This window comes from Aliamphritea hakodatensis (assembly GCF_024347195.1).
GTDB classification, from domain to species: domain Bacteria; phylum Pseudomonadota; class Gammaproteobacteria; order Pseudomonadales; family Balneatricaceae; genus Amphritea; species Amphritea hakodatensis.
In genome coordinates, this window is record NZ_AP025281.1 from 3345134 (window position 1) to 3358555 (window position 13422).

Annotated in this window: 12 protein-coding genes; 7 read left to right on the forward strand and 5 right to left on the reverse strand. The window is 49.5% G+C overall.

Annotation, left to right across the window (positions count from 1 at the left end; translation table 11 throughout):
* The 3 genes from PCI15_RS15470 to PCI15_RS15480 are packed head-to-tail and all read left to right on the forward strand — an operon-like array spanning position 1 to position 3849.
* Positions 1-282: a sarcosine oxidase subunit delta gene (locus tag PCI15_RS15470; RefSeq protein ID WP_271270839.1), complete on the forward strand. Its 282-nt coding sequence runs from the start codon at positions 1-3 to the stop codon at positions 280-282.
* The gene (locus PCI15_RS15475) at positions 275-3316 is read left to right on the forward strand and encodes a sarcosine oxidase subunit alpha family protein (protein WP_271270840.1); all 3042 of its coding nucleotides are present in this window, start codon (positions 275-277) and stop codon (positions 3314-3316) included. The genes PCI15_RS15470 and PCI15_RS15475 overlap by 8 nt, the downstream gene beginning before the upstream one ends.
* Positions 3313-3849 carry an aminomethyltransferase family protein gene (locus PCI15_RS15480; RefSeq protein WP_271270841.1) on the forward strand — a complete coding sequence of 179 codons (537 nt, stop codon included), beginning with the start codon at positions 3313-3315 and terminating at the stop codon, positions 3847-3849. The genes PCI15_RS15475 and PCI15_RS15480 overlap by 4 nt, the downstream gene beginning before the upstream one ends.
* 192 nt (positions 3850-4041) lie before the next feature.
* Here the strand turns inward: PCI15_RS15480 and PCI15_RS15485 are convergent, their stop codons facing one another.
* Both PCI15_RS15485 and recQ read right to left on the reverse strand, forming a co-directional pair.
* Positions 4042-4464, reverse strand: a complete 423-nt coding sequence (locus PCI15_RS15485) for a YqaA family protein (protein ID WP_271270842.1) — start codon at positions 4462-4464, stop codon at positions 4042-4044.
* The gene (gene recQ, locus PCI15_RS15490; RefSeq protein ID WP_271270843.1) at positions 4461-6596 is read right to left on the reverse strand and encodes a DNA helicase RecQ; all 2136 of its coding nucleotides are present in this window, start codon (positions 6594-6596) and stop codon (positions 4461-4463) included. The genes PCI15_RS15485 and recQ overlap by 4 nt, the downstream gene beginning before the upstream one ends.
* A 127-nt stretch (positions 6597-6723) precedes the next feature.
* On the opposite strand from recQ, the gene PCI15_RS15495 reads away from it, so the two are divergent.
* Positions 6724-7314: a YecA/YgfB family protein gene (locus tag PCI15_RS15495; RefSeq protein WP_271270844.1), complete on the forward strand. Its 591-nt coding sequence runs from the start codon at positions 6724-6726 to the stop codon at positions 7312-7314.
* Between the two features lie 94 nt (positions 7315-7408).
* On the opposite strand, the gene PCI15_RS15500 is transcribed toward PCI15_RS15495, so the two are convergent.
* Together PCI15_RS15500 and PCI15_RS15505 are read right to left on the reverse strand one after the other, a co-directional pair.
* Positions 7409-7717 (reverse strand): helix-turn-helix domain-containing protein, encoded by a 309-nt coding sequence (locus PCI15_RS15500; protein ID WP_446680445.1) that lies wholly within the window; start codon positions 7715-7717, stop codon positions 7409-7411.
* A 256-nt stretch (positions 7718-7973) separates the two neighbouring features.
* Complete coding sequence (locus PCI15_RS15505; RefSeq protein WP_271270845.1) at positions 7974-8660, reverse strand: hypothetical protein; 687 nt, start codon at positions 8658-8660, stop codon at positions 7974-7976.
* Positions 8661-9013: 353 nt separating this feature from the next.
* On the opposite strand from PCI15_RS15505, the gene PCI15_RS15510 reads away from it, so the two are divergent.
* The 3 genes from PCI15_RS15510 to PCI15_RS15520 all read left to right on the forward strand — a co-directional run bounded on the left by PCI15_RS15510 (position 9014) and on the right by PCI15_RS15520 (position 12672).
* Positions 9014-9256, forward strand: coding sequence for a hypothetical protein (locus PCI15_RS15510; RefSeq protein WP_271270846.1), 243 nt, complete (start codon positions 9014-9016; stop codon positions 9254-9256).
* A 191-nt stretch (positions 9257-9447) separates the two neighbouring features.
* Positions 9448-10887, forward strand: a complete 1440-nt coding sequence (locus PCI15_RS15515) for an SEFIR domain-containing protein (RefSeq protein WP_271270847.1) — start codon at positions 9448-9450, stop codon at positions 10885-10887.
* A 222-nt stretch (positions 10888-11109) separates the two neighbouring features.
* On the forward strand, positions 11110-12672 hold the full coding sequence (locus PCI15_RS15520; protein ID WP_271270848.1) for a hypothetical protein: 1563 nt from the start codon (positions 11110-11112) through the stop codon (positions 12670-12672).
* Between the two features lie 98 nt (positions 12673-12770).
* Here PCI15_RS15520 and PCI15_RS15525 read toward each other — a convergent pair whose 3' ends face one another.
* A complete protein-coding gene (locus tag PCI15_RS15525) occupies positions 12771-13187 on the reverse strand; it encodes a GFA family protein (RefSeq protein ID WP_271270849.1) in 417 nt (138 codons plus the stop codon).
* Positions 13188-13422: the final 235 nt, after the last annotated feature.

Consider the following 13422-nt stretch of genomic DNA (forward strand, 5'->3'; position numbering starts at 1 on the left):
ATGCTTTTAATCGAATGCCCCTGGTGCGGCCAGTGTGAACAAAGCGAATTTCAGTACGGCGGTGAAGCCCATCTGAGCCGGGCAACAGCAGACAGTAATGACGCAGAACTCGCTGCCTTTCTGTTCCTGCGCAGTAATTTCCGGGGGGATACCGCCGAACGCTGGTTCCACGCCGCCGGATGCCGGCGCTGGTTTAACGCCCGGCGTAACACCGTCGACGACCGCTTTATCTGTACCTATAAACCCGGCCACAGCGCCCCACAGGACACCACCGATGCCTGAATCTGCCAACCGCACCGGTCACGCGCTACCACCCGGTGCCAACACCCTACGTTTTCGCTTTAACGGCACAACCTATACCGGCCTGCAGGGAGACACCCTCGCCTCCGCCCTGCTGGCCAACGGAATTCACTTTGTGGGCCGCAGTTTTAAATACCACCGCCCCCGGGGAATATTCAGCGCCGGCAGTGAAGAGCCTAATGCCATCGTGGAAATCGGCACCGGCGGCTATGCCGAACCTAACGTACGGGCCACTGAGGTTGAACTCTTTGACGGCCTCGAAGCCCGCAGCCAGAACTGCTGGCCCTCCCTGGATTTTGACATGCTGGGCATCAACAGCCTGATCAGCCGCTTTATTCCGGCCGGCTTCTATTACAAAACCTTTATGTGGCCCCGCAGCTTCTGGCTGAAGTACGAACACTTTATCCGCCAGAGTGCCGGCATGGGAGAATGCCCTAAAGAAGCGGATGCCGAACACTACGAAAAGCACCACCGCCACTGCGATGTGCTCATCGCCGGTGCCGGCCCCGCCGGGCTGGCAGCCGCCCTCACCGCCGGACGCAGCGGTGCCCGGGTCATTCTCGTGGACGAACATCCCTACACCGGCGGCCAGCTCAACGACCGCCGCAACAGCCCGGCCACCGAAAGCTGGCTGCAGCAGGTCACCACTGAACTGGCAATGCTGCCGAACGTCCGCCTGATGCTGCGCACCACCCTCAGCGGCTATTACGATCACAACTTCTGCACCCTGCTGGAAAAAGTCAGCGATCACCTTCCCCCGGCTGAACGGCAGGACTGCCGCCAACGGCTTTGGAAGGTCCGCGCCAAACAGGTCATCATCGCCAGCGGTGCGTTCGAACGGCCGCTGGTGTTTGCCGATAACGACCGCCCCGGCATCATGCTCGCCAGCGCGGTCCGCAGCTACATAAACCGCTACGGCGTATTACCGGCACAGCAACTCTGTGTATTCACCAATAATGACTCCGCCTACCAGACGGCGCTGGATGCACAATCCGCCGGTGCACAGGTTCAGATCATCGACCTGCGCCCGCAGCCAGACACCCTGCCCGCAGACAGCCTGCCCGGCCTGACTCAGGCAGCGGGCATCAGCATTCACTGGAACAGCGCCATCACTGCTGTGCACGGCAAAACGCAGGTAAAAGCGGTCACGGTTCACCAACTCAGTAATGACGCCAGCAAGATTCAGGGGCCGGCGTTAAAGCTGGACTGCCAGTGCATTGCAGCTTCCGGCGGCTGGACGCCGAACGTCAGCCTGTTCAGCCAGGCGCGGGGCAAGCTGCGGTTCGATGAAGCACAACAACACTTCGTGCCCGACAGCGGTGTCGCCATTAACCCCAACATAAGCGCCGGTGCCTGTAATGGCCGCTTCGACCTGCCAGGTTGCATCAGCCAAGGGGAAGATGCTGCCCGGCAGGCACTGGACGCCCTGCAGATCAGCAACCGCAAGCAGCCGGTTGCAGCACCGCCGGCAGACCCGGAAGACCAGCCCGTGCAGCTTGCCCCCCGTACCCTGTGGGCCGTCCCCTGTGATCACGCCATCGGTGAAGGGCCAAAGAAACATTTCCACGAGCTGCAGAACGATTCCACCGCGGCAGATATAGCACTGGCCGCCCGGGAAGGCTTTCATTCGGTGGAGCATCTGAAACGTTACACCACCACCGGCATGGGCACCGATCAGGGCAAAACCTCTAACGTAAACGCGCTGGCGCTGATGGCCGAATACCGCCGCCTGCCCATCGCCGCAGTCGGCACCACCCGGTTTCGCCAGCCCTATACCCCGGTGACCTTCGGGGCGATCGCCGGTAAAGACCTGCAAAACCTGTTTGCTCCCAAGCGCCACACCAGCATTCAGCCATGGCACGACCGGCACGGAGCCGTCATGGAAGATGCCGGCGGCTGGCGGCGGCCCCGCTACTATCAGCAACACCCCGGTGAAAGCATGCACGACGCCGTGCAGCGGGAATGTGCACAAGTGCGCAAAACCGCCGGCATGGTGGACGCCTCCACCCTGGGCAAAATTGATATTCAGGGGAAGGATGCCGCCGAATTTCTCGAACGGATCTACACCAACCGCTGGCACAATCTGGCGGTTGGCCAGTGTCGCTATGGCCTGATGCTCAATGAACAGGGCATGGTCATCGACGACGGTGTCACCAGCCGGATCGGCGAGCACCACTACCATATGACAACCACCACCGGCGGTGCGGCCCGGGTCTATCAGCTGCTGGAAGATTACCGCCAGACAGAATGGCCGGAACTGGATGTGTATCTCACCTCGGTCACTGAACAGTGGAGCGTGATCAGCCTGAGCGGCCCCCGGGCCGAGGCCATCCTTCAGCCCCTGACAGGTCAGCCGGTGAACGCAGCCGCCTTCCCGGAAATGAGCTGGCAGGCCATGGACATTGCCGGCGTACCGGCTCGGGTCTTCCGTATCAGTTTCAGTGGCGAAGCCGGCTATGAAATCAACGTTCCGGCCCGCTATGGCCAGTACATCTGGGAACAGATCTGGCAACAGGGGCAGGCCTTCGGCTGTGTCGCCTACGGCACAGAAAGCATCCATCTGTTACGGGCGGAAATGGGCTTTATTATCGTCGGGCAGGACAGCGACGGCACCCACACCCCGCAGGATTTAGGCATGCAGTGGATCGTCGCCAGCGACAAAGCCGACTTTGTCGGTAAGCGCGGGCTGCAACGTAGTGTGTTCAGCCAGAAAGACCGCAAGCAACTTGTCGGCCTTATCCCAACGGATAGCAGTAAAACCCTGCCAGAAGGCGCTCAGGTGGTGTTACCCGGCGCAGTTCAGGGTAAAGACAAAGGCATCGGCCATGTCACCTCTGCCTACTTCAGCCCGGCACTGCACTCCGGCTTTGCCATGGCCATGGTGGCCGGTGGCAGACAACGTAAAGGCGAAACACTGGAAGTGATGTTACTCAACGGCGAGCGCATTCCGGTAACTGTTACCGGCACCCGTTTTCTGGAAACACTGCAACAGACTGAACAACAGGAGGCCTCATGAACGCCGTCGATCATACCCTGCCCCGGGCCTGCTTCCCCCTGCAGGATAAAGCCCCGTTACACTGCCAGTCGGTCAGCCTGCAGCCACTGCCTCACTGTGGAAAACTGATTCTGCGGGGGAATTTCTCTGCACTTGCAGATCAGCCCGCCCCCCGCGGTTTTATCAGCGGCCCGCAAAGCAGCCAGCTCTACTGGCTCGGTCCGGACGAGCTACTGGTCACTGCAGATGAAGACAATCTGCCAGCGCTGCAACAGCAGTTTGCGGATTATATTCAGACCGACGTAAGCGATTACTATCAGCAGCTCTGGCTGGCCGATGCCTCTGATCAGCATTCACCGGCACTGAGGCATATACTCAGCCAGCTGTTTCATCTGGATTTTGATCAGTTTATGCCGGGGGATTGTCAGCAAACCCAGTGCGGGCAGGCCGGCGTGCTGATCGCCCGGCAGGAGGATGGATATCTGATCCAGTACCGGATCAGTTATGCGGAGTATTTATGGGAATATTTTGAACGACTAATGCAGGCTACATAGCCTGCATTCATTGTTTTATTGTGCGTTGAGTCGGGGTTTTGGTGCGCTGATTTATTGACGTGTTGGCGGACAGTCTGATGATCTGTTTCGACTTCGTCGTTTCAAGGCCTTGACTCGACGAAGTCGAACAAGATCATCACAACTCAAAACACTGCACATGAATCAGAGACACACCCAAAGCAAAAACCTAACCTACGACACTACCCAGAAAACCACCCAGTAGCGGGCCAGCTTGCCCAGAAAGATAAGCACAACAGATAACAGCACCGGCAGTTTCAGCCAGCCGGCCAGCAGGCACAGCGGATCACCTATCACCGGCACCCACGACAGCAACAGGCTCCAGGCTCCGTATCGCTGCACGTACTTCATGGCCCGCTGGTATTTTTTACTGTCGGCTTTGAACGGGTTAACGATCCACCAGCCAAGCGCGAAGGTCACGCTGCCGCCCAGGCCATTGCCCAGGGTTGCCACCAGTAACAGCAACCACACCGGGTAGGTGGCGGTATTCACCAGATAACCCAGCACCACTTCCGAGCCGCCGGGTAATAAAGTTGAGGAGATAAAACTGCTGGCAAACAGCCCCCACAGATCGAGGCTGTCGATCAAGGAGGTCACGCCGTTGCCGCCTGCATGGAGGCCCGCACACAGCGCAGCACGTGGTATTCATACGCGCCGCCCAGTGCATCGAACACCGGCTTCAGAGCTACGCCACTGGAGGCTTCATGCTCCAGAATGGTCTGCTGAATATTGGTCAGTTCCGCGCTGGTGATTTCCACCACAGACTGCAGGTCCAGCAAGCCTTTGGAAATGCCCTGCGCCAGATGATGATAAATCACCTTGGCAGACAAATGCTGCTGCCGGGCCACCTGCTCAACAGTCATCCCCGCCTGATACAGCGTCACGGATTCCTGCGCCTGAAGGTCACCGTCGGCATGCGCCTGCTGGCTGCTGGCGTGGTCGTGAATCACCGCCAGAAAATCATCACCGTAAAGGGCCAGCTTTTTATCGCCGATACCGCTGAGGCGGCCCATTTGCTGATGGGTCTGGGGGCGGTACATCACCATTTCCATCAGCGTGGCATCATGGAAAATTACATAGGGTGGCACATCCTGTTCTTTAGATAACTGCATGCGCAGCTCGCGCAGTGCAGTCCACAGGCTGTGATCTTCAGCTTCCAGCTGGTGTTGCGGATCTTTACGTTTGCTCAGGCTTTCGTGCTTGCGCTTATCCTGACGTAACTGAATCTGTTCTTCGCCGCGCAGCAATCCACGGCAGGCCTCGGTCAGGTGCAAGACCCCGTGGCTGTCTGCCAGTACGCCGAGATATCCCCGCGCTACCAACTGCCGGAATACCGAGCGCCACTGCTGTACGTTCAGTTCTTTACCGATACCAAAGGTCGATAACCCCTGATGATTACTGCTCTGAATCCGGTCGTTCAGTTTGCCCAGCAAGACATCAATCACATAGCCCACGCCGTAACGCTGGCCGGTGCGATAAACAGTCGACAGCGCCTTTCGGGCCGCTTCGGTGCCATCCCATACCGGCACCGGCTCCAAACACGTATCACAGTTACCGCATTCATCTTTGGCATCATCATCAAAATACTGCAACAGGGCCTGCCGCCGGCAGGTGGTGATTTCACACAACCCAAGCATCGACTCCAGCTTCTGCCGCTCAATGCTTTTATGCATCTCGCTGCCCTGAGAGCTTTCCAGCATCTGCCGCAGGAAAATCACGTCCTGCAGGCCGTATACCATCCAGGCATCGGCGGCTAAGCCGTCACGCCCGGCGCGGCCGGTTTCCTGATAATAGGCTTCAATGCTCTTAGGTAAATCCAGATGGGCCACAAAGCGGACGTTAGGCTTATCAATGCCCATGCCGAAGGCAACCGTGGCCACCATGATGATGTTTTCTTCAGTGAGAAAACGGTGCTGGCGCTGGCTGCGCACATCCGAAGCCAGCCCCGCATGATACGCCAGTGCGTTGTATCCCTGCTCCCGCAGCCACTCGGCGGTATCGTCCACCTTCTTGCGGGACAGGCAATACACAATGCCGGAGCTTTTACTGTGCTCGGCTTTAATGAATTTCAGCAGCTGATTCTTGGCCTGTTGCTTCTGGCCAATGCGGTAACGGATATTCGGCCGGTCGAAGCCCTGCACAAAGGTTCTGGCGTTCATCAGCCCCAGTCGCTCGACAATCTCCTGCCGGGTACGGGTATCCGCGGTAGCGGTCAGTGCAATACGGGGAACCGCAGGAAACATTTCCTGCAAACGGCCCAGCTGCAAATATTCCGGCCGGAAGTCATGCCCCCACTGAGACACACAGTGCGCTTCATCAATGGCGAACAGGGCTAACTGGCATTCCTGCAACAACTGCAGGGTACGGGGCTGTAATAACCGTTCCGGGGCAATATAAAGAAGATCAAGGTTACCGATACGTAAATTATGCTCGGTTTCCTGGATCAGGGAGAAATCCAGCGACGAGTTCAGGCAGCCGGCCCGCAGCCCGAGCTGCGACAATGCCTGCACCTGATCCTGCATCAGTGCGATCAGCGGTGACACCACAATCGCCACCCCCGGCCGGATCAGCCCCGGCAACTGATAACACAGGGATTTACCGCCGCCGGTGGGCATAACAACCAGCACATCCTGACCATTCAGAACGGTCTCAATCACTTCATCCTGGGGCGGGCGAAACTGATCGTATCCGAAAACGTGCTTTAAAATATGCTGGGCTTGCTCAATCATGGCGGGGATTATCCTTAATCCAGATCAGGGTGTCACCCGATAATCCAACTAAGTGCGATAAAGACTACGCATTTGTCATCAATCACTGGTAAAATCGCGGCTTCACGAAACTTAGCGGATATTCACTATGCAAAACCCTCTTCTGACGGCCCCTCTGAATGACAATGAACTCGATGAATTAGAGGCATTTCTGTTCAGTGATGCGGTGTCTGAAGATGCCCTGGACCTGATCGGCACCCACGGTTACTTCTGCGCACTGAATATCAGCCCCGCTGAGATCTCTGAAAAACAGCGTCTGCAGGAAGTATTTGACGGTAAGCCTGAATATTCTTCTGAAGAACAGAAGCAGCGTATTACTCACCTGCTGAACCGCCTGTTCAGCAACATCGGCAGCGACCTGTATAACGATCAGGACATGCAGATGCCATGCGACCTGACCCTGCACGACACCGAAGACGACGTTGCCGAACTGACCTTATGGGCTCAAGCCTTCATGGAAGGCGTATTCCTGAAGGAAGACGAATGGTTCAACCACCAGGCGGAAGAAGAAGTGGCCGAACTGATGCTGCCAATCATGATCGCCTCTGACCTGTTCGAAGAACCTGAATTCAACACCATGCGTGACGACCAGCGTCTGTGCGACGAAATGTGCCGCAGCATTCCGGACCTGCTGGTAGACCTCTACCTGCTGTTCCACGCGCCGAAAGACAAGCGTTAAGCTGCCGTTTCGAAATATTAAAAAAGCCTGCTGATAGCAGGCTTTTTTGATTGTGTTGTTTGAGGCTGAGCCGGGTATAGATATTCAAAGGCGCTTAAGCCAGCACTTCCAGACCTTTATCAGCCACCAGATTAAGCAACTTTAATGACGGCCCGTTTGGTTTCTTAGCCCCCTGCTCCCACTTCTGAACAGTCGATTTACTGGTATTAAGATAAGCAGCAAACACCCCCTGGCTGACCTGCACACGGGTACGTATTTCTCTGATCTGAACTGCCGAATATTCTTTAACTGCCGGTAAGCACAAAGCATCAAACTCCCGTAAGGTCGTCGCGTTCATCACTCCGGCATTATGCAAGCCTTCAGCGCTTTCATAAACGGCATGCAGAATCGACTTCTCCATCATGTTCACCTCAATCAACGCAACATATATTCATGACGCTTGGTCATTTCTTTTTATCTGTTACAACAAAAATCAGAAACATCAAAAAAGACCTACTTCCTTGTTTGCCTAACACCGTTATGCGGATAAAGCGGCAACAGCACGCCGGTAAATGGCAAGGGTATGCAAACAATTGCAGCCTCAAAGCTAAACCGGTAACCATTCAGGATAGCCCGTAACATTCACAATTAAGGGCTGGCCGGGTGAGAAATGCCCTTCCCTATCTGCCAGCGATTTTCTCAATCCGCAAAAGCTCTACCTTTTCGATCTGGGTGTCCATCTGCCAGCTGGCATCGCTGTATTGCATGGCAAACTGTTGCTGATACCCATAGGTCACCCGTGAACCGTCGGCATCCGGGGCTGGCTGAATATTGCCCAGCAAGGCATCCCGCTGGCTGGCATTGCTAATGTTCTCCGAAGCAGTGAGTTTATCCAGCGCCAGAAAGCGTTGTTCAAACCCTGCATATTGTTCACTGTTTAAAATCGCTTCGACCTGCTCCTGAGCAGCTTTGTTTGGCAGGCCACCCACAATAAACTGAGGTTCTTTAATAGCATCCGGATCTTCCTCTTCCCCTTCCTCCGGCTCAGGTATTCCGTGCCTGATGGTCATACCCTCAGACGCTTCCACACCGTTTTCCTTGAGAATGGCACTCAGCCGGTTGCTTACATCGCTGTAGCCAGCAGGAATCGTGCTCGACACTTCTATCATGCTGCCTGTTGTGCTGGTTAGGTATTCATCCCAGGCTTCTGTCGGGCTTTTAGCGGTATAGAAAATTGTTGCCTCACCGGTATTTTTTAAAGCCTCTTCAGGAAGCTCTCCCTGAGGTATAAATTTGCTTTCATCAACGGGTGGCTGTGCAGCAGCACTCTGGCTGGCTGCGGCATTAAAATGGTTATTAATAATCACGTAAACGAATCCCTTTGTTAGCCTGTTTCATCTTTTGCGACTGAATGTGATTTCAAAATGTTCAGACACATTCATCGCCATTGTGAACTGCATTGATTACACAGGTGAGTGAGAAGCAAGCGGTATGCCAATTAGGGAGACGACGGGGTTAGACAGGAGCAGGTCTTGAAAGTTACAGAGTCATGAGACCTGACCCCGTTATTCTGACCGGAAACAGTTAATGGGGAACCCGTTATTCACGCTGACACAGCTCAACGCCTCTTCAACTGATACCAAGATGATACTTTTTCTGTGAAATCAGTATGCTAGTCTGGCGATCTTAAAACTAAGCCCTCCCAATGAAAGGACTTCATATGACCGCAAGATATGCATTACGGACTTTAAAATCAGAGAACATTTCTATTTTAGGTGAATCATATAACGCTAAACTCACGTCAGATGAAACTGCCCAGATTTACGTAATTGTTCTGTCAAAAAACACTGGTCAAAGTGAACAAAAAATTGAACTCAACAAAGCACAGTTTGAAGAGCTATCCGCAATGAAAAGAAGTGAATTCATCAGTACTGTAGAAATTTACGCGCATAAATCCCTCTAACAGCCTACTTATAGAGATTTTATCAGTGCAGAATATCATAATCCGAGCCCCTCTAAAGGGAAGTATTAAACACACATAAACCAGCTTAATATAGAGTATTATCGTTCAATTAATAACCAGATGATAGTTTTTAATAGTTCCGAATATATCAGCTTCTCAACATATATGATTATTTTAAAAAGGAGTTTCGAATGGATTCACAGAAATTATTTATCTCATATAGCTGGTCTAATGCCGAGCATGAAGAATGGGTATTAAACTTAGCAACTGAACTGAGAGAATCAGGCGTCGATGTTATATTAGATAAGTGGGATCTGAAAGAAGGGCATGATGCTTATGCTTTTATGGAAAAAATGGTGACAGATGCTACCATATCAAAAGTTATTATTGTTTCCGATGAGGTATATGCTCGAAAATCAGATGCAAGACATGGTGGTGTAGGTACGGAATCACAAATAATTTCGAAAGAAATTTATGATAATCAAGAGCAAAATAAGTTTGTAGTCGTCGTAGCTGAACGCGATGAAGAAAACACCCCTTGTTTACCAGTATATTATAAATCTCGACTATACATAGACCTAAGCGACTCATCTAGCTATCCTGAAAATTTTGAAAAGCTCTTAAGATGGATATATAACAAGCCTGTTCACTTAAAGCCAGAGCTAGGTAGAAAACCAGCTTACCTAGATGAAGGAGAAACGATTTCACTAGGAACAACAGCTTTGTTCAAAAGGCTAATACATTCTATAAAAGAAGGTAAAGGAAACCCAACCGCAAATCTCGCTGAATACCTGAATGCATTTGTATCATCTCTTTCTAAATTTAAAATAGAATACAAAAATGAAGAAATCAAAGATGATATAATTACTAAAAACATTGAACTATTTTTACCGCATCGAAATGAATTAATTAGTGTTATTAAAGCTGTATCTCTATATGATCCATCTGAAAGAAATATATCTCTAATAAATAATTTCTTTGAGCAATCACTTAAATATTACTGCGCTATCGATGATAGCCCAAGAACTAACTGGGACTTCGACAACTACAAGTTTATTATTCATGAATTATTTCTATACTATATAACAATCTTAATTAAAGACGAGAGATTTCAAGAAGTTAATTTTACTTTAAGTAAATATTTATACATACCGAAAAATTGGCACTACTCTCCAGATCATACCATTCAAGATTTCACAATTATAAGAGAATATATAAAATCAATTTCATATAGAAACGAAAGGTTAGAGCTTAGAAAAATTTCCTTACGAGCAGACATGCTTAAACAACGTACTACTTCACCTGGAATTGATTTCGAAGACTTGATGCAAACTGATTTTGTTTTATTTATCAGAGCTAAAGCAACTTATATAACAAACAACTCTAAATGGTGGCCTGAAACATTACTGTATGCAGATTACCATTACAGAGCTTTCGAGATTTTTTCTAGGGCTGTTTCCACTGAATATTTTAATAAGATGAAAATTATTCTACAAATTAATTCGCCTACAGAGATCAGTGAATTTATAAATAGCTCCAGAGAAAATCGAAACTTCCTGCCCTCGTGGGAAGGGCAATCTATCGATGTTGCAAGACTATCAGCATTAGAACGATTATCCACACTAAGATAATGAAAATACTTCCCCCCAAGCATACCTGCTCGGGGGAAATTCATTTATAAAAAACTTGTTGCCTTGCAACCTCATCCCCAAAAAATAGAACAAACAAAGCGCATCTCCCTGACACCATACATGCCCCCTTCAACTGATACCAAGATGATACTTTTTTTGGAAAACCACTGTGGTATTGTACCGGCTTTATCATGCACCACTTCTCAGATAAGGACATCCTGCATGGATGATATCATTCAGTCATTCAAAGCCTACATGTACGACCGCATCGCCAGTCCACTAGTGGGTAGCCTGATAGCTGCCTGGCTTATCAGCAACTATAAACTAATCCTCATTGCGTTTTCAGGCGGTGCCGACCTGAAAGAAAAACTGGATAACATCAGCCTATATTTTTCTGAAATTGAAATACGAATCCTGGATTGGTATACATTCACAATGGACGGCTACCTCTACCATAACTTTGTTGTTCCTGCATACTTTGTATTTTTATATATCGTTATGTTTCCGTATATTGCTAAACCCGTCTACCAACTGAGTCTAAAAAATAAAAAAAAGCTAAAAGAAGCCAGAGACCTGATTCAGGAAGAAACTCTTTTAACTCTCGAAGAATCCAGACAATACATCATCACTAACCGGGAGCTACAGGAGAAATATACGAAAGATATGCGGGAAAAAGAGCGTGAAATCGAAGCCTATATGAAGAAAAATACTGGGCTTCAAGCACTTATTAAACAACACGATATCCAAACCGGCATCTCAAACTCCCCGGATGAAAATATCATTCTAGATGCAAACCCTTCCTCCGACCTAAATAATCTAACAGCTGCTAAAATCACTGAAAGGTTGAATGAAAAGCTGGGAAACGTGCTTGATAATTATAATGGATCAGACACTTCTCCCGAAGTGTCTGAAAACGATCAAAACTGTGATAATGACAACACCAAACAAGCTCCGGAATCCGCCCAAAACCACGAACATATTGCCGCTTCTTACCTCACATCTGAGCCATTACATTCAACTGCCTCCCCTGAACTTGTAGTCTCAAATGTCACACTTAAACCGACAAGCGCTAACCTAACCCTTGAGCCGGCAACCTCAGATATCCCTCTGGAACCTGTAGTCTCAGATGCTACATTTAAACCGACAAAACTAGCCCTCTCTTCTGTTGAAGTTGACACAAATACCTCAATCCAACAGGAAAGTACTAGAGAATCAGACAACACAGCACCTGAAGAGTCCTACCCGATATTATCCATCGCGACGGCCCCTGCACTTAAAAACCTGAGTTTCTATACAGAAATCAAAAAGCGGATACAAACATTAGGCAACGTGGAATTTGGACTAAATGACATTTTCAGCTTTCAGGATATCGGCCTTACTGATCCTATCGAAATCATTCAAGTTGAAACATTATTTAATACCGCAGTTAAAAACAGAGAATTTAAAGACGTACATGCCATAGATTTAGAGCTTTCGTATCATTATTTTAAAGTTTCAGACATTGAAACTATATCTAGTAATCCAGCAGCTAACTTCTGGTCAATTAAAGCATTACTCATTTTATTTAATGCCCCTGATAACATTGCCACTTTAAACTCATTTAAAGCCCTCCCTACCACTCCACAAAACATTGAAAAAATCATCATGGCACTACTCGGCAATAAGCTTATTATTAAGAGCAATCAACCAAATATCATTCAATTATCCATGAAAGGGAAGTCATACATTGTTCACAATAACCTGCAAGATTTTTCTAAGCACCTTCCCAGTTTAAAGAAAAGATAACAACAATAAACAAAGCGATCACGAGCGATCATGGGGGTCAAGTCTTGTCTTTTTCCTAATTCGATGTAAGTAAGCCAAGACCTGATCCTGCTTTCCTTTTATTTTTCCTGTCTTTCATCAAAGAAAGGAAGTGTACCCACTTCAGAATACCAATCAGCTTTAGACTTCCAGAAGATATTGCGTTCGGGTGAAACTGCTGGGGTATCATCTAAGGTTCCAGCTGGAACAAGAACACTTTCCCCGGTGCGATTAAGCGAGGGTAATTTAGAGCCACACATCGAACAAAACGAATTGCTAAAACGCTCTGCGGCGGGATCCTCCCAACGATTTACCAGTTCCTCTCCCCGTGTCCAAGTGAACTGTTCCCGATCCAGTCGAATATTGGCTGCATGCGCTGCTCCAGATGTTTTCCGACATCTACTGCAATGGCAGTATTGGAAAAACTGAAAAGGCGGTGTGATCTCATATGCGACACTCCCGCAAGCACATGTACCACAAAGTTTATTATCATTCATTTAGCTATTCCCAATTTATCAGTTGGTGCAATTTTTGAATGCAGCCTGATATTTCTTCATGGTTAGGTCTTTGCTAACTCAATATAAGCAATAGCAAAAGGCAAGACCTAACCCCGTTATCTCTTGACCCTGCTATGTATTTTTACATCTAGCAAAAAATCCTTTTTTAATTTTAAAAAAGATTTTCCATAGCCCCTAATAGTTAAATTTGATATTATCGAAAAACAAACTAATT